Source organism: Nitrosomonas sp. PY1 (assembly GCF_022836435.1).
GTDB lineage: Bacteria > Pseudomonadota > Gammaproteobacteria > Burkholderiales > Nitrosomonadaceae > Nitrosomonas.
In genome coordinates this window covers 1,782,066-1,804,581 of sequence record NZ_BQXC01000001.1, presented here as the reverse complement: position 1 = coordinate 1,804,581, position 22,516 = coordinate 1,782,066, and the positions used below count along the sequence as shown (strand labels likewise).

General features: G+C 44.2%; 24 protein-coding genes and 1 tRNA gene. 20 read left to right on the top strand and 5 right to left on the bottom strand.

Translation table 11 applies throughout. The features are described 5' to 3' along the window. The first annotated feature begins 17 nt into the window (after positions 1-17). From pdxJ to hchA, 6 genes are all read left to right on the top strand, one after another. A complete protein-coding gene (gene pdxJ, locus W03_RS08330; protein ID WP_244072528.1) occupies positions 18-743 on the top strand; it encodes a pyridoxine 5'-phosphate synthase in 726 nt (241 codons plus the stop codon). Continuing rightward, complete coding sequence (gene acpS / locus W03_RS08325) at positions 740-1,117, top strand: holo-ACP synthase (protein ID WP_244072527.1); 378 nt, start codon at positions 740-742, stop codon at positions 1,115-1,117. Before pdxJ ends, acpS begins: the two co-directional genes overlap by 4 nt. A gap of 2 nt (positions 1,118-1,119) precedes the next feature. Further along, on the top strand, positions 1,120-2,166 hold the full coding sequence (gene nagZ / locus W03_RS08320; protein ID WP_244072526.1) for a beta-N-acetylhexosaminidase: 1,047 nt from the start codon (positions 1,120-1,122) through the stop codon (positions 2,164-2,166). 62 nt (positions 2,167-2,228) lie between these two features. Next, positions 2,229-3,692 carry a dihydrolipoyl dehydrogenase gene (lpdA, locus tag W03_RS08315; RefSeq protein WP_244072525.1) on the top strand — a complete coding sequence of 488 codons (1,464 nt, stop codon included), beginning with the start codon at positions 2,229-2,231 and terminating at the stop codon, positions 3,690-3,692. 40 nt (positions 3,693-3,732) lie between these two features. Further along, complete coding sequence (locus W03_RS08310; protein ID WP_244072524.1) at positions 3,733-4,191, top strand: hypothetical protein; 459 nt, start codon at positions 3,733-3,735, stop codon at positions 4,189-4,191. Between the two features lie 34 nt (positions 4,192-4,225). Next, positions 4,226-5,101 carry a glyoxalase III HchA gene (hchA, locus tag W03_RS08305; RefSeq protein WP_244072523.1) on the top strand — a complete coding sequence of 292 codons (876 nt, stop codon included), beginning with the start codon at positions 4,226-4,228 and terminating at the stop codon, positions 5,099-5,101. A gap of 92 nt (positions 5,102-5,193) precedes the next feature. Here hchA and W03_RS08300 read toward each other — a convergent pair whose 3' ends face one another. From W03_RS08300 to W03_RS08290, 3 genes are read right to left on the bottom strand one after another with little or no spacing between them, the layout of a single operon-like run. Beyond that, positions 5,194-6,021 carry a hypothetical protein gene (locus W03_RS08300; protein WP_244072522.1) on the bottom strand — a complete coding sequence of 276 codons (828 nt, stop codon included), beginning with the start codon at positions 6,019-6,021 and terminating at the stop codon, positions 5,194-5,196. A gap of 10 nt (positions 6,022-6,031) precedes the next feature. Next, on the bottom strand, positions 6,032-6,433 hold the full coding sequence (locus tag W03_RS08295; RefSeq protein WP_244072521.1) for a biopolymer transporter ExbD: 402 nt from the start codon (positions 6,431-6,433) through the stop codon (positions 6,032-6,034). Continuing rightward, a complete protein-coding gene (locus W03_RS08290; RefSeq protein WP_244072520.1) occupies positions 6,420-7,067 on the bottom strand; it encodes a MotA/TolQ/ExbB proton channel family protein in 648 nt (215 codons plus the stop codon). Before W03_RS08290 ends, W03_RS08295 begins: the two co-directional genes overlap by 14 nt. A gap of 359 nt (positions 7,068-7,426) precedes the next feature. On the opposite strand from W03_RS08290, the gene W03_RS08285 reads away from it, so the two are divergent. The 3 genes from W03_RS08285 (at position 7,427) to W03_RS08275 (ending at position 9,528) form a co-directional block, all read left to right on the top strand. Further along, the gene (locus tag W03_RS08285; protein ID WP_244072519.1) at positions 7,427-7,822 is read left to right on the top strand and encodes a surface-adhesin E family protein; all 396 of its coding nucleotides are present in this window, start codon (positions 7,427-7,429) and stop codon (positions 7,820-7,822) included. 128 nt (positions 7,823-7,950) lie between these two features. Beyond that, entirely contained in the window at positions 7,951-8,907 is a 957-nt protein-coding gene (gene trxB, locus W03_RS08280) for a thioredoxin-disulfide reductase (RefSeq protein WP_244072518.1), read from the top strand. A 33-nt stretch (positions 8,908-8,940) separates the two neighbouring features. Then, positions 8,941-9,528, top strand: a complete 588-nt coding sequence (locus W03_RS08275; RefSeq protein ID WP_244072517.1) for a Smr/MutS family protein — start codon at positions 8,941-8,943, stop codon at positions 9,526-9,528. Positions 9,529-9,534: 6 nt separating this feature from the next. Here W03_RS08275 and W03_RS08270 read toward each other — a convergent pair whose 3' ends face one another. Beyond that, positions 9,535-9,711, bottom strand: a complete 177-nt coding sequence (locus W03_RS08270; protein WP_244073720.1) for a YbdD/YjiX family protein — start codon at positions 9,709-9,711, stop codon at positions 9,535-9,537. A gap of 39 nt (positions 9,712-9,750) precedes the next feature. Then, positions 9,751-11,823: a carbon starvation CstA family protein gene (locus W03_RS08265; RefSeq protein ID WP_244072516.1), complete on the bottom strand. Its 2,073-nt coding sequence runs from the start codon at positions 11,821-11,823 to the stop codon at positions 9,751-9,753. A 423-nt stretch (positions 11,824-12,246) separates the two neighbouring features. Here W03_RS08265 and W03_RS08260 point away from each other — a divergent pair. From W03_RS08260 to odhB, 11 genes are all read left to right on the top strand, one after another. Continuing rightward, a tRNA-Ser gene (locus W03_RS08260) sits at positions 12,247-12,336 on the top strand. 301 nt (positions 12,337-12,637) lie between these two features. Then, entirely contained in the window at positions 12,638-13,087 is a 450-nt protein-coding gene (locus tag W03_RS08255; RefSeq protein ID WP_244072515.1) for a hypothetical protein, read from the top strand. A 3-nt stretch (positions 13,088-13,090) separates the two neighbouring features. Further along, on the top strand, positions 13,091-13,303 hold the full coding sequence (locus tag W03_RS08250) for a hypothetical protein (protein ID WP_244072514.1): 213 nt from the start codon (positions 13,091-13,093) through the stop codon (positions 13,301-13,303). 437 nt (positions 13,304-13,740) lie between these two features. Then, positions 13,741-15,099: a chromate efflux transporter gene (chrA, locus tag W03_RS08245; protein WP_244072513.1), complete on the top strand. Its 1,359-nt coding sequence runs from the start codon at positions 13,741-13,743 to the stop codon at positions 15,097-15,099. An 8-nt stretch (positions 15,100-15,107) separates the two neighbouring features. Continuing rightward, a complete protein-coding gene (locus tag W03_RS08240) occupies positions 15,108-15,554 on the top strand; it encodes a chromate resistance protein ChrB domain-containing protein (protein WP_244072512.1) in 447 nt (148 codons plus the stop codon). 75 nt (positions 15,555-15,629) lie between these two features. Then, the gene (locus W03_RS08235) at positions 15,630-15,779 is read left to right on the top strand and encodes a hypothetical protein (RefSeq protein WP_244072511.1); all 150 of its coding nucleotides are present in this window, start codon (positions 15,630-15,632) and stop codon (positions 15,777-15,779) included. 136 nt (positions 15,780-15,915) lie between these two features. Beyond that, positions 15,916-16,611 carry a succinate dehydrogenase iron-sulfur subunit gene (locus W03_RS08230; protein WP_244072510.1) on the top strand — a complete coding sequence of 232 codons (696 nt, stop codon included), beginning with the start codon at positions 15,916-15,918 and terminating at the stop codon, positions 16,609-16,611. Next, positions 16,608-16,841, top strand: a complete 234-nt coding sequence (locus W03_RS08225; RefSeq protein WP_244072509.1) for a succinate dehydrogenase assembly factor 2 — start codon at positions 16,608-16,610, stop codon at positions 16,839-16,841. The genes W03_RS08230 and W03_RS08225 overlap by 4 nt, the downstream gene beginning before the upstream one ends. A gap of 87 nt (positions 16,842-16,928) precedes the next feature. Continuing rightward, positions 16,929-18,227: a citrate synthase gene (gene gltA, locus W03_RS08220; RefSeq protein ID WP_244072508.1), complete on the top strand. Its 1,299-nt coding sequence runs from the start codon at positions 16,929-16,931 to the stop codon at positions 18,225-18,227. A gap of 28 nt (positions 18,228-18,255) precedes the next feature. Next, entirely contained in the window at positions 18,256-21,078 is a 2,823-nt protein-coding gene (locus W03_RS08215) for a 2-oxoglutarate dehydrogenase E1 component (RefSeq protein ID WP_244072507.1), read from the top strand. A gap of 14 nt (positions 21,079-21,092) precedes the next feature. Further along, entirely contained in the window at positions 21,093-22,406 is a 1,314-nt protein-coding gene (odhB, locus tag W03_RS08210; RefSeq protein WP_244072506.1) for a 2-oxoglutarate dehydrogenase complex dihydrolipoyllysine-residue succinyltransferase, read from the top strand. Positions 22,407-22,516: the final 110 nt, after the last annotated feature.

The window sequence follows — 22,516 nt, the reverse complement described above, 5'->3', positions numbered from 1 at the left end:
GAAAAGAAACGAAAAGAATGATTGAGTTAGGTGTCAATATAGACCATGTTGCAACATTACGGCAGGCACGTAAAACGATCTATCCTAGTCCAATCGAAGCTGCTTTGATTGCAGAGACAGCGGGAGCAGACGCGATTACATTGCATTTACGGGAGGACAGGCGTCATATCCAAGATCAAGATGTTGCAATTTTACGTGAACGGCTGAAAACCCGAATGAATCTCGAGAGTGCTGTGACTGATGAGATGATTGACATCGCACTCAAAATAAAGCCGCATGATATTTGCTTGGTACCCGAAAGACGCGAAGAATTGACCACGGAAGGTGGCTTGGATGTGATTAAATATTTTGATCACATCAAGCGGGTATGTCATCGGCTTGCTGATGCAAATATTCGTGTTTCGCTATTCATTAATGCAAATGAATATCAAATTGATGCGGCTGCACGTGCGGGTGCTCCCGTTATCGAAATTCATACTGGTAGTTATGCAGACGCGACGACACCGGAACTGGAAAAAACTTATTTCACCGAAATTGAAAGAGCCGTCCAACAAGGTATTAATCTTGGTTTGAAAGTAAATGCTGGACATGGTTTACATTATAGTAATGTGCAATCGATCGCAGCTATCGCTGGTATTTCTGAACTCAATATTGGTCATGCTATCGTGGCTCGATCAATTTTCGTTGGTTTTGAACAAGCAGTAAAAGAAATGAAAAGATTGATGCTTGAAGCACGGCAATGATCTATGGCATAGGTACTGATATTGTAGAGTCTTATCGAATCAAACAGTCATTGAGTCGCTATGGTGATCGTTTTGCGCGACGTATTCTGGCGGATAGTGAATTGCTGGAATATCATGCTAGTAGCAAGCGTGTCTCTTTTCTTGCTAGTCGCTTTGCCGCAAAAGAAGCATTATCAAAAGCAATGGGTACGGGGTTACGTCATCCAGTTAGCTTAAATTACATAATCGTTACCCACGATGAATTGGGAAAGCCTTTTTTCAAATTTCACCCAGAACTCAGTCAGCTGATCAGCGATAAAGGAATCACGCGGCATCATCTTTCGATCAGCGATGAAGTTAATGTGGTTTGTGCATTTGTCGTACTGGAAAAATAACTATGTCACTATCACTTGAGCTAGGACCGGTAATGATCGATATTGCCGGTACAGAACTAACGCAAATCGATATTGATAGGCTTTCGCATCCACTGGTTGGCGGCGTGATTCTTTTTGCGCGAAACTATTCGAATATCGCACAATTATCACAATTAACCCAGCACATTCATGCACTCAGGACACCGTCGCTATTAATCGCGGTTGACCATGAAGGTGGCCGTGTGCAACGTTTTATACAAGGGTTTACCAAATTACCCGCGATGCGAGAATTAGGCGTGATTTGGGATCAGCGGACTGAACTTGCAAGGCATTTGGCTTTTCAAGTAGGTTATGTTTTAGCGGCAGAGCTCAATGCTTGCGGAATCGATTTTAGTTTTACACCTGTTCTGGATATCGATCATGGCACGAGTAGCGTGATTGGCGATCGTGCTTTTCATAGCGATCCGGATGTTGTTATAAATTTGGCGCAGTGTATTACGCAAGGCCTCAAGAAAGGTGGTATGCTTGCAGTTGCAAAGCATTTTCCCGGTCACGGTTATATTCAAGCGGATTCGCACTTACAAGCTTGTGTGGATGATCGATCTTTGAATGATATCGGCAAAATAGATCTAATACCATTTCGCCGAATGATTGATTATGGGGTATCTGGGATAATGGTCGCACATGTTATTTTCCCAAAAGTCGATCAGAAGCCGGCCGGTTTTTCTGCTGTTTGGTTACAGCAGGTTTTACGTACTGAGTTGCAATTTGACGGTTGCATTTTTTCGGATGATTTAACTATGCGTGGGGCAGGGGTTGAATTTTGCGAAACTATGCTGCAACGTGCCCAAGCCGCATTGTCTGCAGGTTGTGACATGATATTAGTGTGTAATAATAAGGATGGCGTTGATGAAATTCTACAGGCATTGCAATGGGATATGCTAGCAACCAGCCGTTTGCGCTTGGCTCGCATGCATGCCAAGCAGCTTGCCGACTCGATGTTAAAATTACGGGAACAGAAAGATTACATACAAGCTGTTGACGAAATCGATTCCATTAAAAAAGCATAAATAAGAGCTTCTACTCTAAATTAGAACGTGTTAGTGAAAATTTTGTAGGATTAGGGTGAATTATGTCTGATATTTTTGATGTGGCAGTGATTGGTGCAGGACCTGGTGGATATGTTGCGGCAATTCGATGTGCGCAATTGGGTTTGAATACTGTGTGTATTGATGATTGGAAAAATCCCAAGGGAAAACCGTGCCTTGGCGGCACTTGTTTGAATGTTGGTTGTATTCCATCCAAAGCATTGCTTGATTCTTCAGAGAATTACTTTCAGCTCCAGCACAAGTTCTCAGCGCACGGCATACATTGCGAAAATGCTGGCATAGATGTCTCCACGATGATTGCACGCAAAGAGAAAATAGTTACTAGCTTTACAGCAGGCATCGCATCACTGTTTAAGAAGAATAAAATCAAATCGATGCACGGTAAGGGAACGTTACAAAAGCAATCCAACTCCGCAAAAGAGTGGACAGTTGCCGTGGAGGATGCGGGTAGTACACAAACGATACAGGCCAAATATGTCATCATAGCAACCGGCTCGGTGCCAAGGCCATTCCCGCTTTCGATGATTGACAACGATAAAATTCTTGATAACGTCGGTGCTTTATCTTTAACTGAAATACCCAAGCGATTGGGTGTCATCGGGGCGGGTGTTATAGGCCTTGAGATGGGAAGCGTGTGGCGAAGACTCGGTTCCGAAGTAACAATTCTAGAAGCTATGCCAGAATTTATGATGGCAGCGGACGATCAAATCGCTAAAGAAGCAAAAAATATCTTTAATAAAGAACTTGGTCTACAGATTCATACGGGTGTTGCAATCGAATCCGTTAAAGTGACAAAAAATAAAATAACATTACGCTACGCAGATGCAGATAAGCAGAAGCAAACGCTTGAAGTGGATAAACTAATTGTTGCAATCGGTCGGATTCCAAATACAGCTGGACTTGGTGCTGATGAAAATGGCTTAGCATTGGATGAAAAAGGGTTTATTGCAGTAGATGAATACTGTCGCACTAACCTCACCAATATCTATGCGCTTGGTGATGTGGTACGTGGACCTATGCTAGCACATAAAGCATCGGAAGAAGGTATGGCGGTGGCAGAAACGATTGCACATTTAGAAAAAAATCAGACTATTGAGCAATGCGAACCCGTTGATTTTAATGTGATACCTTGGGTAATTTATACATCTCCAGAAATAGCCTGGGTGGGGAAAAATGAAAAACAACTTAAGGCCGCCGATATCGCCTATAAAGTTGGACAATTTCCTTTTATGGCCAATGGTCGGGCGCGATCAATTGGTGACTCTTTTGGATTTATTAAGGTCTTGGCGGATGAAAAAACAGATCGAGTGTTGGGAATTCACATGATCGGCCCTCATGTTTCTGAACTCATATCAGAAGCTGTGATTGCTATGAAGTTTTCCGCTAGCAGTGAGGATATTGCGAGTACCATTCATGCCCATCCGACTTTATCAGAAGCATTACATGAAGCAGCGCTGGGTGCCGATAATCGTGCATTGCATATCTAGAGCTTACTCAAAAATATAAAGGTAAGTTTAGCAATCGTAGTTGAATGTACTAGTATCGAGTGCAGCTGGCCGTTTTGCATATTTGGGATTTAGTGAAGCTCATACTTGGCTAGGGTGTCTACAACTGCAAGTTTTCGTTACAATCAGCCAACTAAAATATGCTACGGGTAATTATTACCGGGTAGGTGAGTCCTTAAAATGGACTCGAAGAGACATTTATTCACTCATTCTCATAGCCGCAATCCCCACAGTTTTATATGACGTTCGCTGGGAGTTCATCTTATATGGTTCACATACCCTTTCTGTAGTGGTTTCCTGGTTTTTATTTCGCTGGAGCGAGTGGGGCCAGCAGCAGGCCACAGAAAACCCTTTTGAAGGCGGCACAAATGATATACCGATGGCTTCGATGAGTCGTACCATAGCAATAGATCTGCGGGATATGCTCAATGAAAAAGATTTACCTACGCTCATTGTCCCAGTAAACAATATTGTGCTATAACCCGAATAATTTTTACATGTAACAAGGAGAATCCATGAACGACACACAACAAGAAGACCGCAGACCAACTCCTGATACGGCGGAAGAAAACGCCTGTTTCCCGTCGCCTTATTCACTTACCCAGTACACTTCTTCGAAGACAGATTTCGACGGTACGACCTATCCTAACCCGTATAAGGGTGGAAAGTGGAAAGTACTGATGATTGCATCGCAAGAGCGCTACCTGATGATGAAGAACGGCAAGTTCTTCTCCACCGGCAATCACCCGGTTGAGATGTTGCTGCCGATGTATCATATGGATCTTGCGGGGTTTGAAGTCGACATTGCCACACCGTCTGGCGATCCGGTGAAGCTTGAGATGTGGGCCTTCCCTCAGGAAGACGAGGTTGTCAAGGCAACGTATGAAAAGTATCGGGCCAAGCTCAAGGCACCGAAGAAGCTGCCAGATGTTGTAAAGGATTTGGATCATTATATCGGCGTATTTATTCCCGGAGGCCATGGCGTTCTGAACGATGTTCCCTTTAGTGAGGATGTGAAGAAAGCGCTATTCTGGGCACGAGACAATGATCGCTATGTGATTTCACTGTGTCACGGACCAGCCGGGCTGCTTGCCGCGAGCCTTGGCGAGAAGAAGGAAGATTTCTTGTTTCGTGGTTATGAGATCTGCGTTTTTCCTGATAGCCTAGATACCGGTGCCAATATCGAGATCGGCTACATTCCCGGTCCGATGCCCTGGCTGGTCGGAGAGCGCCTGCGCGAATTGGGTGTCAAGATCCTTAATTCCGATATTACTGGGAAGGTTCACAAGGATCGCCGCCTACTTACCGGCGATAGCCCGCTGGCGTCTAATAATCTCGGTAAACTGGCGGCGGAGACACTGCTCGCCGATGTTGCTACGCGGTCACTTTAGCGCCGATAGACTGAGATAGATTAGCCGCAATCAATAAGGAGAAATCGGTGGATGTTAGGGTTTAGATGTGGGTGTTTTATGGTGAATCACTGTTAATTTACAAAAAACTCTCGCATCAAAAAATCTTCAAGTCCTTTGGTGTCTTTTTCACGTGCAGATAAAACCACCACACGGTGTAAGCGATGGGATTCCCAATTAAAATCCTCTTTATAATATTCCCGGATCAATTGAATCATGCGCCGAATAATGGCGCGTTCAACGCTACCGTCCGGACCGGCATCTACTTGAATGTATTGCAAACGAGGATTGCTTTGTCCCGTTGTCCATGCGCGAAATGAGAATTCAGCGGTACGAGGTCCTATCCGGAGAATCTGAAATATGCCACTCGTACCGGCTGTTTGTAGATTCCGCCTGACATTGGCCATACGCGCTTCATTAGGCGAAGACAATGCATTATTCGGCGGCATATCATTAAGGTGATCGAAGATCCCAGGCTCACCACGTTTGGCCCGATTCTTATTAATAAAATCCGATAAATCAATGGATCGATCTGGGGTGGTTTTTTCGGGTTTTTTAGAGACGGCTTTATCAGCGACTTTCGGTTTCGGTAGACGTGCTGGTGGCAGGCTTTGAGCAGATGGAGCTGGCATTTTTTGTGCTGGCTTAGGCGCTACTTCCGTTGGTACGGGCTTTTCTTGCGGTGGTGTTGGAGCGCTTGGCGCGGAAGCGGGCAAAGAGTTTGTTGCATCTTCCGTTTCGTTGAGATCAATAAAACTGGCAGCAATTGGTGGAGGTGTATCGATCTCGACTTCTGGTAACGATAGTAAGAAACCTACCCCCCAAGTTATCAGCAACCATATCAGAGCCGCTAGTGGTAGTGGCCACCATAGACGAATCTCTTGAGATCTGGAGCTCGCCATATGATCTGCGCTATTTATGTTTTACAGCAATAAGAAAATGCTGTACTCCAGCTTTCCGGGCTCGAAGCATCGCCTGTACCACAATACCTTGTGGAGCTTCGTTATCAGCCGAAACTATCAGTTTTTGTTTAGAATCCGCAAGCAGCGGTTTAAGTGTCTCGGCTAATGTATCCAATGTAACCGTTTTTTGATTGATATAAATTTTACTGTCCTTGGTCAGCGAAAGTGTTACAGGTTTCTCGGCGCTTAATTTTTCTGCTTCGCCTTCAGGTAAATTGACTTGCAGAGAATCCAGATTTTGCATTGATAACGATGCCAGCATGAACGTGGCAAGCAAAAAAAACATCACATCAATCATCGGAATGATTTCGATTTTACCCTTTGAAACAACGCGAGATTTACGAAGCTTCATGAGAATCTCTCTGCTGATCGAGTCGAATATTGTCGATTAATCGTGTACCCAAGCGCTCCATTTCATCCATTGTCAATGATTGTAAACGGGAAAAATAATTGAAGCCGAATAAAGCCACTAGTGCAATAGCCAATCCCACTACAGTTGCAATCAATGCCTCAGCAACACCACCCGTTACTGCGGTAGGATTAACAACGCCTTCACTTCCGATCACTTGAAAAGCCCGCATCATGCCAACCACAGTTCCTACCAACCCTAATAGCGGTGCTGCGGTAACAATCGTTTCCAGTGCCCAAAGACGACGCGCCAAAGATTCTTCAATGATTTGCGCCTCATCGGCGGCGCGTGATTCAGTCCACCAAGCGGGTTTATGTCGATTGGAAATGACTACCTCGAAGAAGCGTTTGTAATAATGTCGTTTATCCAATCCTGAAAGAATTTTTTCTAAGTCATTCCATTTAAAACCATAAGTTTCTACCAGATTTAACAAATCATTAGATAGTCGCGCATAACGCCAATAAATAAAAGCTTTCTCAAGCATAATTGCCACTGCAATTATGGCTAACGCCACCAGCGGTATGATAATAACGCCACCGAGCTTCAACATCACCCAGGCCTGATTTAGTTCTTCCATAATTAACTTAACTCCAAGTTGAAGATATATAACATTGCTAGCGGTTTGTAACAGTTCTAAAGATTTCCAAAATAAAAAACTTTATAATATGCCTAACTGTGACTATAAAAAAACACAACTATTCCAGATATAATAAAACGTGCATAAAGCACGCTGATCGATATGTAATTTGACATTGGTTGAAGAAAAACTTGGCACTGAGAGACCCGTCGCTAAGAATAGACCAAAGTTTCCACAGTGGAAACTTTTTTATTGCAAAATAATACACTTTTACAACATCCTGCATGAATATTGCATTTTCTTCGCGAAATCTAATACATTCATAAACTAAGCAGCTTTATTCATCGGAATTGTTAACAATGACAAATCGATTACTGATACTATTTTTTCTGACCTTCTTTGCGTTACCTTTACAAGCAGAATGGACTGCGATTGACCAAGGAAACAAACGCGGGGAAAAGCATTTTGTTGATTGGGAAACTATCGACAAGAATGAACATTTTAGAAAAGCTTGGGTATTATCGAGTTATGAGAAACAACAATCCGGTCGGTTTCACTCATTAAAAACGCATTACGAGTTTAATTGTATCGACCACAAAGCCAGAATTCTTACGTTACTATTTTATCCTGATAAAAACGCTGCAACTACACCCAACGGTGCTAGTCATAAGGAATCCGGCGATTGGTTCGATTTTTCTAAGCAGTCCATTTTGTACCATGTTGCAGCAAAAATCTGTAACGAGTCGCTTGATTAAGCCATAGCATGGATATATCTAATTAGAAAGTGATATGGAATGATTCGGCGAAACGGTCAGTCACAAAGAATGCATATTTTGCCAATACAATATTGTTTCAGTTTAATTAAATCCACAATCACAAATTTATGACTATCAAACATCACAAATTGCTCATTCTTGGTTCCGGGCCAGCTGGATATACTGCAGCAGTCTATGCAGCACGCGCCAATCTCAATCCTGTCCTTATTACTGGTTTGGCACAAGGTGGCCAATTAATGACAACCACCGAAGTCGATAATTGGCCTGCCGATGCGATGGGCGTGCAAGGACCGGATTTGATGGAGCGTTTTTTGAAGCATGCGGAACGCTTCAATACGCAAGTTATTTTCGATCATATTCATACAGTCAAACTATCTGAAAAGCCTATGACACTCACTGGCGATCAAGGAACTTATACCTGTGATGCATTAATCATTGCCACGGGCGCCTCGGCACAGTACCTAGGTTTGCCTTCGGAAGAACAATTTATGGGGCGCGGTGTTTCCGGTTGTGCTACTTGTGATGGCTTTTTTTATAAAGAGCAGGATGTTGCAGTAGTCGGTGGGGGTAATACTGCTGTGCAAGAAGCACTTTATCTGGCAAATATCGCGCGTACGGTCACATTGATACATCGCCGCGATCAATTTCGTTCGGAAAAGATTTTGGTTGATCAACTTATGGAAAAAGTTCGCAACGGCAATATCAAATTGGCGCTCAATCATGTACTCGATGAGGTTTTAGGGGATGCATCCGGCGTTACTGGTATACGTATTAAAAGTACCGAAACCGATGCTATACAAACAATCAACCTACACGGTGTGTTTATCGCGATTGGTCACAAACCTAATACCGATATCTTCGCTGAACAGTTAGACATGGAAAAAGGTTATATCATTACGCGCGGAGGTAATCAGGGCAATGCAACTGCCACCAGTATTCCTGGAGTATTTGCTGCTGGAGATGTGCAAGACCATATCTACCGTCAAGCTGTGACAAGTGCCGCAACCGGCTGTATGGCTGCTTTGGATGCCGAGAAATATCTGGATCATTTGAAACAATCCTAACAACGATAATGGCGACAAGCTACAAAGTGGCAAATGAATGATTCTGACGGTGATACAAAAGAAACTGCGATGCTAAGTGATATTAGCGATAATGCCTTATTTCGAAATGCTATGCGGGACGTGGCACCGCTATCCACTCCCAATCGGATAGTTCCGGACAAGCGCTCGATAACATCAATTCCCAGGAAGCAAAAGCCTGGTTTGATCAATATTTCTGTAGATTTAACTACTGATGATTCTCTTATTTCATCCATTGAGTCGGGTGATGATTGGTCTTTTGCTCGGCCTGGTGTGTCACATCAAACACTTCGTCGCCTACGCCGGGGTTATTGGCCAATTCAAGATAATTTAGATTTGCATGGCTATACCCGCGATATCGCCCGTCAGGAATTGATGGCATTTTTGGAAAACTGTACTGAAAACCAATTTCGGTGCGTTCGTGTTATCCATGGCAAAGGATTCAGTTCACCCAATCGCGATCCGATATTGAAAAAACAAGTCGGTCATTGGTTAGCGCAGTGCTCTAGCGTACTGGCTTTCTATCAAGCGAAACCATCGGATGGAGGCGGTGGTGCTGTTCTGGTTTTATTACAAACCAAGAAACGCCACCACCGACACTAGAATGCTTTAACAACAGCGATTTAGTCTTCCTTTGGCACCATAACGCGCTTCCTGGCGCTCACGGAAGAATTCTGGGTATGACATCACCGGTTGCTCCGGGTGAGCTGCTTTCATATGATTCACATAAGCTTCATAATCGGGCACACCCACCATCAGTCGCATGCTTTGCTTTACACGTGTCATTGTGGTATTGAATATTTCAAATATCATTTGTTTCTCCTGTTATTTTTGTGGCATCACATGGGAGGGGAGCAATTCAAAGGGTGTTTCCTGCACTGTTGGCTGATTCATTACACGGGCCTGCAATGCGGTTTTCACGCCAAATATCAGCATGCTGATTAGCACCAACATAAATAAAGCTGCCAATGATGTATTCACGTAATCGTTAAAGACAACTTGCTGCATTTGTTCAATCGACTTAGCAGGCGCCAGTATTATCTCTTGCGCAATGGCTTCTTGGTATTGTCGGGCGTGTGCCAGAAAACCGATACGCGGGTTATCATGAAAAATTTTCTGCCAGGCTGCGGTCAAAGTACACACACTGACCCATGTCAATGGAATTACCGTAACCCAAGCATAGCGATCTTGTTTCATTTTAAATAACACGCTTGTGCATAAAATCAGCGCGATGCCTGCTAGCATTTGATTGGAAATACCAAATAATGGCCATAGGGTATTAATACCACCTAATGGGTCCACGACACCCTGATATAAAAAATAACCCCAACCCGACACACAAAACGCGGTAGCAATCAAACTGGCTATGACCGAATCGGTACGCTTCATTGCTGGAATAAACGATCCGAGCAAGTCTTGTAACATGAATCGGCCGGCGCGAGTACCCGCATCGACCGCAGTCAAAATAAATAAAGCTTCAAACAAAATGGCAAAATGGTACCAAAAGGCCATCATTGCAGTGCCACCAATCACTTCCGATAAGATTTGCGCCATACCGACCGCCAATGTCGGTGCGCCACCGGTACGAGAAATAATACTGTGCTCACCAACATTCTGCGCTGTTTGGTTAATCATCTCCGGTGTGACATAAAATCCCCATTGCGAAATGGTTTGCGCTGCTGATTCCGCTGTTGTGCCAATAATTGCGCCCGGGCTGTTCATTGCAAAATAGATTCCCGGTTCTAATGCCGCTGCCGCAACCAATGCCATAATGGCCACGAACGATTCCATCAGCATGGCGCCATAGCCAATGAAGCGCGCATCAGTTTCATTTTGGATCATTTTCGGCGTCGTGCCGGAAGCAATCAATGAATGAAAACCGGAAATCGCACCGCACGCAATGGTGACAAACAAGAAAGGAAATAAATCACCAGACCAAACCGGCCCGGAGCCATCGATAAACTGTGTTAATGCTGGCATTTTGAGCTCGGGTGAAACGATCACCACGCCAATCGCCAACCCAACGATCGTGCCGATTTTCAAAAATGTCGATAAATAATCGCGCGGCGCCAATAATAACCAAACTGGCAACACGGATGCGATAAAACCATAGCCGATCAATAACCCAGTTAATTGCTCACCGGTCAGGGTAAAAAATTCTCCCCAAACAGGATGTTCCTGTACATATTGTCCTGCTACGATGGATAGCATCAATAGTGCGAAACCAATCAACGAAACCTCTCCAATCGCGCAAGGACGTATGAATCTCGAATAAATTCCCATGAATAGCGCAATAGGGATCGTTGCTGCAACGGTGAATAAGCCCCAGGGTGATTCGGCCAGCGCCTTGACCACGATTAAAGACAATACCGCTAATAGAATCAGCATAATGAAAAACGCGCCAAATAATGCGATCATGCCCGGTATTTGCCCTAGCTCTGATTTGATCAAATCACCTAACGAACGGGCATTACGTCGAGTTGAAACAAATAACACAATGAAATCTTGCACCGCTCCTGCAAACACAACGCCAGCCAGTAACCACAGCATGCCGGGTAAATACCCCATCTGTGCCGCTAAAATCGGCCCAACCAACGGTCCCGCTCCGGCAATTGCAGCAAAATGATGTCCGAACAGTACATACTTATTTGTAGGCACATGATCCAAACCATCGTTATGCTTGTACGCAGGTGTCATGCGTGTTGCATCCACTCTCAACACACGACTCGCAATAAATAGGCTGTAGAAACGGTAAGCAATCAAATATACGCACATCGCCGCTATGACAATCCAAATCGCGCCGATCGATTCTCCGCGGTTTAACGCAATAGCACCAAAAGCAAATGCACCGGCAAGAGAAAGTGACAGCCAGCCCAGCTTTGAGATTAAATTATTCATATACCACCTAGGAAAAAATATAAGACTTTGAGATTAAGAAAATTCTGAGTAATTGTCATTTGGAATAGGATAAAAAATCTACCCTATCGATTGTATAAGATTCTTCACTTCGCTCGGAGTGATGCATGAGGATTATTCAGTAATTTCTTAGAAGAGCCAGATTACCATACTGGAAAAATTTTAAAGAGTAGAAAATTCAGGGACCATATTTTCAAGAAGCGATTAGATACTTGTACGCAGGCATTCCTGCCGGAAAAATAGTCTTATCCATTGTTTGATAGAAATCGTAGCGCGGTTAACTGCCGGTGAGGCATAACCATAGAGAGAAAGCGGCGAAAATCAAACCAAAGTCACTGCTGCAAAGATCTTTGTTTTTAGGCTAGTCAATTGCACGACATAAAGGTATGATACAGGCCTCAATTCGGAGGTGTGGCCGAGCGGTTTAAGGCAGCAGTCTTGAAAACTGCCGTAGGGGTGACTCTACCGTGAGTTCGAATCTCACCGCCTCCGCCAATCTTTTATTCGCACAAATCCAAAATAATCCAAGTTGCAACGTGGAGGGTCGTATGTGCAACTTATGTAACAGGATTTGGGCTATCTTCATTCTTTTTGTGGATTTGTCCGCACGACTACTTCACGCTACCGCTAAACCTCACACCTAATAAACCCAATAACTTGGTTGATGCGTCCGGTATCACTGAATAAAATTTTTTAATAAATCATTGAGTATCAAATGATTGCGATGTATTGTGCTTCTGTCATTAACACTGACTGAAGCTAGAACGAAGATCACCTTCCAATGGAGACTTGCGATATGAAAACTTTCTTTGCTTTTTTATCGATGCTACCGCTTATTGCTGCCTGTGCAGGTCCGAGCAAAGCTCAACTGGATGATGAAGTGCGGCGGCTTTGCGCGATTGATGGTGGGATTAAGGTGTATGAAACGGTGCAGTTGCCAGCGGAGAAGTTTGTTCGATACACACAAAAAATTACTACATTTCCATATCAAAAGCTAAATAACGATGATGAATATTACTTAGCTTGGAATGTCTCGAAATTGAAGGAAGGAAATCCTAGTATGCGAAGAGATCATTTTCAAATAATAAGACGATCAGATTCAAAAATACTTGGAGACTCGATTAGCTATGCGAGAAAAGGTGGTGACATACCAGGACCTTGGCATGAATCAAGTTTTAGATGTCCTGATAAAGCTACAGATTCGTTTTTAGTTCAGCGTGTTTTTATCCAAATAGATGAGAGGTAAAGAATGAATCAAGAATACTTTAAACAAGCTGAATTAGCATTAGCAGCTTATGCAAGTTTGAATACCGGGGCACCAGATCGAGCAGCATTGGTATTTGCAAGTTTTTCTGAAGTTCAAGCTATTACCTTTGCAACAACCTACCGCGTAGTAACCCAATACAATGACCCAGCCACCGGCTTGTCAGCGACAGTTTTCGCCGATAAGAATACTGAGTAAACTTTTCTAGCCATCCGTGGCACAGAAATCACAGATCCAGGTGACATCTTTGCTGGTTTACCGATTGCAATCTTCGGCACCACGGTATTGCAGCCACAGTATGCTAGCCTTAAAACCCAAGTTCAAACCTGGTTGAGCGATGGCACATTGAAGCCAACGTTCACGGTTACCCCGGCCACAGCCTAGGCGGGTTTCTGGCGACTGGGCTCGTTTGTGGATACACTGCTGGGATTCATGAGGTTATCAATTCATAGAAAAATGCGGCAGGGAATGATCTTATTGCCGCTTACCAATCAACAAAAGACCATCTTGCTATATTGCTTTTTATCGCCGGTAAGTAGACAATAGCCGCAATTGGGGATAAAGCAGCCTCCCCGCTTTAAGACGATCCTTCGTCCAAGGACTGCTCTATAATTGGGTAATTCCAAGGAGGAGTAATGGACGTACCGAAGCAACAGTTTCTTGATAACACGCAACCACCTGAACAAATTACATTATCGCAGGCTTTCTGGTACTGGCTAAAGCTTGGCTTCATCAGCTTTGGAGGACCAGCCGGCCAAATCGCCATCATGCATCAGGATTTAGTCGAACGGATGCGTTGGATTTCAGAGCGACGTTTCTTGCATGCACTCAACTACTGCATGATGCTACCAGGGCCAGAAGCCCAGCAGCTTGCAATATATATCGGTTGGCTGTTGCATCGTACATGGGGTGGAATCCTTGCCGGAACCTTGTTTGTATTACCTTCTTTATTTATTCTGATTGCACTTTCATGGATTTACATCGCTTTCGGCGATGTTTCAATAGTTGCTGGCCTATTTTATGGCATCAAACCGGCGGTAGCCGCTATTGTGATGCAAGCAACATATCGACTTGGCTCGCGAACGCTAAAAAATAATTTGCTATGGGCAATAGCAGTAGCTTCATTTATTGCAATCTTCGCACTAAATGTTCCATTCCCGATCATTGTCGCGAGTGCGGCATTGATTGGCTATGTAGGTGGACGTGTCTCACCCAGCCATTTCAAGGTTGGTGGCGGGCATGGGCAGGCAAACAAATCTTATGGTGCAGCATTGATTGATGACCACACACCGACGCCAGAACATGCGCGTTTTCTTTGGTCACGGTTGGCAAAGATAGTGATGGTTGGCGGTTTGTTATGGTTGCTGCCGATAGTGCTGCTAACAACCAATTATGGGTGGAATCACACATTGACGCAGATGGGTTGGTTTTTTACCAAAGCCGCTTTGCTGACTTTTGGGGGAGCTTATGCGGTATTGCCCTACATTTATCAAGGTGCGGTTGGATTTTACGAATGGCTCACACCAACACAGATGATTGATGGTTTGGCACTTGGCGAAGCTACTCCGGGACCGCTGATTATGGTAGTAGCTTTCGTAGGTTTCATTGGGGGCTATGTAAATGCGCTATTTGGTCCGGACATGCTATTTCTAGCTGGAGCCGCTGCAGCGACACTGGTGGTGTGGTTTACTTTTCTGCCGTCTTTCATTTTCATTCTCGCCGGCGGTTCGCTGGTGGAATCCACCCACGGTAATCTAAAATTTACCGCGCCTCTGACCGCGATCTCGGCAGCCGTTGTCGGGGTCATCTTAAACCTAGCCATGTTCTTTGGCTATTATGTGCTGTGGCCGAATGGTTTTGCCGGCACATTTGATTGGATATCGGCCTTAATTGCCTTGATGGCGGCTATCGCGCTGTTTCGCTTTAAACGCAACGTAATTGAAGTCATAGCGGCCTGTGCGGTCACTGGGTTAATTTTGAAGATTTTTCTGTGAGGTGAATTATGAAATGGATCACACGCGAGCGCCCTAAAATTGATCGAATCGCCTGTCCCTGGCTGATTACTCGATTTATTGACAAAGAGCCTGAATTCTTATTTGTGCCGTCCGATTGTGTAATAGCTGTGGCTAAATCCACTGGTGCAATTCCATTTGATATACCGAATGTCGAATTGTCCCATGTGGGCGAGGAATGCAGCTTTGATACATTCCTCAAGAAATATAATCTGACTAATCCAACGCTTCAAGATTTGGCTGTCATCGTGCGTGGTGCCGATACGGATCGTCTTGAACTGACTCCCCAGTGTGCTGGCCTATTGGCGATATCATTAGGTTTGTCGCACAATTTTAAAGATGACCATGAAATGCTTTCACATGGAATGGTAATGTATGACGCCCTCTATGCATGGTGTTGTCATGTTCGGGGAGAACGGCACAACTGGAATTATTAGAGATATCAATTGCATGCATAAGTATAACGGTATTATCGATAATCATCATGTTGACCTTGCCGGAATTATGCTTAGATGGGTTACTATAATTCTCAACATATTCATACGGCGATCGATGATGCGGCACCGATAGCACTTGAAAAAGAGCTTAATCCGGTTTTATTTGATCGCAACACCTCTGAGGATTTGATTTTTTCGACTATTGGGAAAAGGAAGGTTGCTTAGAATGCGTATTGCAAGCTGAGCTGTTTGATCCCGCTAAAATCATACATGTTAATCTGGTTTTAAATCTGTATACTCTGCACTGTACTGAGTCATTGTGATTGCTTCTAAGCAACTTTCCTATCATTTGGAGTCTGACATGAAATTTTCTATTTACCGCTATGATCCCGATAAAGATGAAAAGCCTTACATGCACGATTATGACGTGCAGTTATCCAGTACTGACAAAATGCTGCTGGATGCACTGCTACGGATAAAGTCGATAGATGATAGCTTGAGCTTGCGCCGATCCTGCCGTGAAGGGGTGTGCGGTTCGGATGCTATGAACATCAATGGCCGTAATGGCTTGGCGTGCATCACACCGATCAGTAGTTTGAAAGAGCCAGTTGAAATCCGTCCCTTGCCTGGATTGCCGGTCATTCGTGATTTGGTTGTTGATATGACGCAATTCTATCAACAATATCACTCGATCAAACCTTTCTTGATCAATAATGATCCGCCGCCCGAGACTGAGCGATTACAATTTCCGGAAGACCGGGCTAAACTGGACGGAGCGTATGAATGTATTTTATGTGCTTGTTGCACGACATCGTGCCCATCTTTTTGGTGGAATCCTGATAAATTCGTGGGTCCTGCGGGATTGCTACAAGCTTATCGTTTTCTAGCCGATAGCCGTGATCAAGCGACAGCCGAGCGATTGGATTATCTGGAAGACCCTTACCGGTTATTTCGCTGTCATTCTATTATGAATTGTGCGGATGCATGCCCTAAAGGTTTAAATCCAACCAGCGCGATTGGTAAAATTAAGGACATGATGGTTAAAAGAATGGTATGAAAGAGTTTGAGCGGGCGCGCTGGCGTTGTCGGCGTGGGATGCTTGAGTTGGATATCATTCTGCAGCGCTTCCTAGATTCCTATTACCTACAATTAAATAATCAACAACTGGAGCAATTTGAGCGTTTGCTTGACTTGCCAGATAATGATTTATGGGATTTAATCACAGGGCGGCAAGTGTTAAAAGACAATCGTTTACTTATCGTGTTGAATCTACTGCAAAAGAGTTAATTTTTTGCGTGTAGTATTTTGGGGAATTCTTTAAATAAAGTATGCATTGCGCATACTGGTCAATTGTAAGTAACTGGTGGAGAGAATATGGCACAAAAAACAGCAACTTTAAATCTTAATAATGGTTCAGCGCCTATTGAGCTGCCGATTTTATCTGGAACGATGGGCCCCGATGTCATTGATATCCGTGCTTTGCATAAGCAAAGCGGTATGTTTACCTATGATCCGGGTTATTTATCCACAGCCAGCAATAGATCTTCGATTACATTCATCGATGGTGAAAAAGGCATATTGTTGTACCGTGGCTATCCAATCGAACAATTGGCCATGCATTGCGATTTTATCGATGTATGCTATCTGTTGATGAATGGTGAACTGCCAACGCCAGAGCAAAAGAATTCTTTCGATACAATCATAAAAGAACATTCAATGCTGCACGAGCAACTCGTGCGGTTTTTTAACGGTTTCCGTCGCGATGCGCATCCAATGGCTGTGATGGTCGGTGTGGTCGGTGCATTGTCGGCTTTTTATCATGATGCATTGGATATTTCTGATCCGGATTATCGGCAAAAATCGGCTTTCCGATTGGTTGCCAAGCTACCGACCATTGCAGCAATGGCCTATAAATATAACATTGGCCAACCCTATGTTTATCCGAAGAACAGCCTGAGTTATGCGGAAAACTTCTTACACATGATGTTTTCTGTGCCTTCGGAGGAATATGTCGCCAATCCTGTGATTGTGCGGGCATTGGATCGTATTCTGATTTTGCATGCCGATCATGAGCAAAATGCTTCGACTTCGACGGTGCGTTTGGTCGGTTCCAGTGGCGCTAATCCGTTTGCATGCGTTTCTTCGGGTATTTCTTGTTTATGGGGTCCGGCACATGGCGGAGCGAACGAAGCTTGCTTGAATATGTTGGAAGAAATCGGCGATGTATCGCGCATTGACGAATATATCAAACGCGTCAAAGATAAAGACAGCAATTATCGTTTGATGGGATTCGGTCACCGTGTTTATAAGAATTTTGATCCGCGTGCTAAATTGATGCGGGAGACTTGCCATGAAGTTCTGAATGAACTGGGGTTACATAATGATCGGTTATTTAGGCTAGCGCTACAACTTGAGAAAATTGCGTTGGAAGATGATTATTTTATTTCTAGAAAACTTTATCCGAATGTCGATTTTTATTCGGGTATCGTGCAACGCGCATTAGGTATCCCTACTATCATGTTCACCGCTATTTTTGCAATGGCGAGAACGGTCGGTTGGGTAGCGCAATGGAACGAAATGGTTTCTGATCCGGATTATAAGATTGGCCGTCCTCGTCAGTTATATGAAGGAGCGACGATGCGCGATATTCCGGCTGCCTATAGTAAAAGATAGCTTGATTTTTAATAAACTTGTTTAACTTATGAATAGTTCAAAAATCGATCAATCGGTCTTGTATGGGGAAAATGCTGCTTTTATCGAAGCTTTGTATGATAATTATTTGCATGATCCTTATTCTGTGGCGCCGATCTGGCGTGATTATTTCGATACCATGCAGGCTGATCAGGCGAGTGTTGAAGTCAATCTGCAACCCAGCAATGGCGCTTCGGTAGCAGTCGATGAAACGACTGAAGAATCCCCAAAAATTGTTGATGTTGCACCGATTGAGTCGGATGACCGTAAGCAGGTTGCCGTACTGCAACTGATTAACGCCTATCGATATCATGGACTAAGCCAAGCAAAGTTAGATCCGCTTGGATTGGTTCAGCCGGTTGATGTGCCAGAGCTTGATCCGGTTCATTATGGTTTCACCGAAGCGGACTTAGATAAAGTATTTAACAGCGGTTCTTTAGTGTGTCCTGAACATGCGACCTTGCGCGATATACTACAGATTCTGCGCGATACATACTGTAATTCTATCGGTACCGAATATATGCATATTTCTTCGGTGGAACAAAAGCGATGGATACAAGCACGTTTGGAAGGGCAGCGATCAACTCCAAATTATTCCGATGAATATAAGCGTCATATTTTAGAACGGTTGGTAGCCGCAGAGGGGCTTGAACGCTACTTGCACAGCCGCTACGTAGGACAAAAACGTTTTTCAGGGGAAGGTAACGAAAGCCTAATTCCTTTGTTGGATGGCTTGATTCAACGCGCAGGGGCCTCGGGTGTGCAGCAGATCGTCATGGGTATGGCACATCGTGCTCGGTTGAATGTATTGGTCAATACGCTTGGGAAAATGCCAGCTAATTTATTCCAAGAGTTCGAAGGAACGCAACCGCACGATTTACCATCCGGTGACGTCAAGTATCATCTAGGCTTTTCTTCAGCTATTCAGACGCAAGGCGGGGTGATGCGCCTAGCCTTGGCATTTAACCCTTCGCATTTGGAAATCGTCAATCCGGTTGTAGAAGGATCCGCGAGAGCGCGGCAACATGTTTTAAAAGATCTCGTCGGCGATAAGGTGATGCCGATCTTGATTCATGGTGACGCAGCTTTTGCAGGGCAGGGCGTGGTCATGGAAACGCTGAATCTATCGCAAACACGGGGTTTTGGCACTGGTGGTACGGTGCATATCATTATTAACAACCAGATAGGGTTTACCACTTCTGATACAAGAGATAGCCGTTCGACATTTTATTGCACGGATGTGGCGAAAATGATTGAAGCGCCTATTTTTCATGTGAACGGCGATGATCCAGAAGCAGTATTGATGGTTGGAGAGTTGGCATTTGATTTTCGGATGCGCTTTCACAAGGATGTGGTCATCGATTTGGTGTGTTTTCGCCGTCAAGGCCATAACGAGCAAGACGAACCGATGGTTACACAACCGCGTATGTATCAAATCATCAATAAGCATCCCGGTACAATGAGGTTGTATATTGATAAATTGGTTGCGGCAAGTATCATCAGTAAGGAAGATGCCGATGCTATGATTGAGGCCTACCGTACAGCTATGGACGCGGGGACGAATCCCAATAAAAGTGTTCATTATTATGATCATAAAGCGACCAGCGCGTGGGCTCCCTTTTTAAAGCCGGTTAAGTGGAACAAAAGTATTAAAACGGGTATTTCGCTTGCGACGCTAAAGAAGCTTGCCAAGCGTTTAACGGATGTTCCTGCTGATTTCAAGTTGCACTCGCGCGTTGAGAAAATTATGACGGATCGCCGTGCGATGGGCGAAGGAAAGCTATTGGTTGATTGGGGTATGGCGGAAAATTTAGCTTATGCCTCTCTATTGCAGGAAGGCCATGGTGTTCGGTTAACCGGACAGGATTCTGGACGTGGTACTTTTTTTCATCGCCATGCGGTGATACGTGATCAAGTTGTTACGGATCAAGGTGAGCGAATTTATGTACCGTTATGCCATATTGATCCTCAGCAGGCTGATTTCGTGGTTATCGATTCAATGTTATCCGAAGAAGCCGTGCTTGGTTTTGAATACGGTTATGCTACAACGCAACCCAATGAATTAGTCATATGGGAAGCGCAATTTGGCGATTTCGTCAATGGTGCGCAAGTCGTTATTGACCAATTTATTGCTTCCGGTGAGGCTAAGTGGGGGCGTTTGTGTGGGTTGGTGATGATGTTGCCACATGGCTATGAAGGAATGGGTCCTGAACATTCTTCCGCCCGGCTTGAGCGATTCTTACAGCTTTGCGCGGATTATAATATTCAGATTTGTATTCCTTCTACGCCCGCGCAAATGTTTCATGTGTTACGCAGGCAAGTCATTCGTCCATTACGTAAACCGCTGATTATCATGAGTCCAAAAAGTATGTTGCGACTTAAGGAATCCACATCGCGTTTGGAAGATTTGGCTCAGGGGCAATTTTATCCAGTAATTTCTGAGGTGGATGATCTGGATGCTAAAAAAATTAGGCGTATCATTGTTTGTAGTGGAAAAATTTACTATGAATTAATCAATTACAGGAAAGAGAAGAATATCACCAATATGGTGATTATTCGCCTGGAGCAATTATATCCATTTCCGCATCAAGAGTTTCAGGCCGAGATTGATCGCTACAAAAATGCGAAAGAAGTGATATGGTGTCAAGAGGAGCCCGGCAATCAAGGCGCTTGGCATAGAATCCAACATTATCTGTTGCGGCATATGTGGCCTAATCAAATATTGGATTATGCTTTGCGTGTGTCAGCCGCGTCGCCGGCAGTGGGTTATGCAGCCAGGCATAAATTTACCCAAAATGAGTTGATAGAAGCGGCTTTCAGAGACAAAATTTAGTCAAAGGAAAAATTATGCTCGTCGAAGTGAAAGTACCTGTGTTATCAGAATCCGTTGCTGAAGCTACTTTGGTAGCTTGGCATAAAAAAATTGGTGAATCGGTTAAACGCTCGGAAAATTTGATCGATATCGAAACCGATAAAATTGTGATGGAAATGCCTGCGCCTAACGCTGGCGTGCTGAAAGAAATTCGAAAGCCTGATGGTTCGACCGTTACCAGTGGCGAAGTGATCGCAGTGATTGATACGGACGCTGCGGTCGAAGAGGCACAAGATAAAGAGTCGGAAGAAACCAAGCCGATTATGGACATTCAGCCCAAAGAATCTGCAGCATCTGCTGATAAGACGATTACCGCATCTCAGGAATCGCAAACGGAGTCTCTATTGATGCCTGCTGCGCGTAAATTGGCGGATGATTATCGTTTGAACCCTTCCGATATTGCTAACATCAAAGGCACAGGATTAGGGGGGCGTATTCTAAAAGAAGATGTGCAGGCTTTGGTCGATAAGCAAGCAACGAATACTACCGAACAGGTTGCGCGAGCAACGCCACCGCAATCACAGGCGAAATCAGAAGTATTCTTGCCGCAACAATCTACCGATGCGAATCAGTTGCCACCGAGTGATTCTCGGAAAGAACGTCGGGTACCGATGTCTCGTTTACGTCAAACGATTGCGCAACGATTAGTGCAATCACAATCGACAGCGGCGATTTTAACGACCTTTAATGAAGTTAATATGCAGGCTGTGATGAATCTGCGCGCACGCTATAAACTGGAATTTGAGAAAGAATATGGTGTCAAGCTAGGTTTCACGTCATTCTTTGTAAAGGCAGTTGTTGCGGCATTGAAGAAATTTCCTATTGTTAATGCCTCCGTTGATGGTAACGATATTATTTATCACGATTACTATGATATAGGCATTGCAGTGGGAAGTTCTCGTGGATTGGTGGTTCCAGTGATTCGTAATGCCGATCAGTTGACATTAGCAGAGATTGAAAAACAAATAGCAGACTTTGCTAAGCGCGCACAGGAAGGTAAGCTCACGCTGGAAGAACTGAGTGGTGGTACTTTCTCGATCACTAATGGCGGTGTATTTGGTTCGATGCTGTCAACGCCAATCATTAATCCGCCACAAAGTGCGATTCTCGGTATTCATGCCACCAAAGATCGACCCGTTGTGGAAAATGGTCAAATTGTTGTCCGACCAATGAATTATCTAGCACTTTCCTACGATCATCGCATCATCGATGGTCGAGAAGCTGTGCTGGCCTTGGTGGCGATGAAAGAAGCTTTAGAGTATCCAATTAGTCCGTTGTTAGAGGCGTAGATATCTGTGTAATATTTCAAAGCTAGATCTGAGAAGTGTCGATAGAGAGGATAGTCAATCAATCGTAGATTGATTGACTTCAAGAAATGCTGTATGAGCTGGATTCTAGG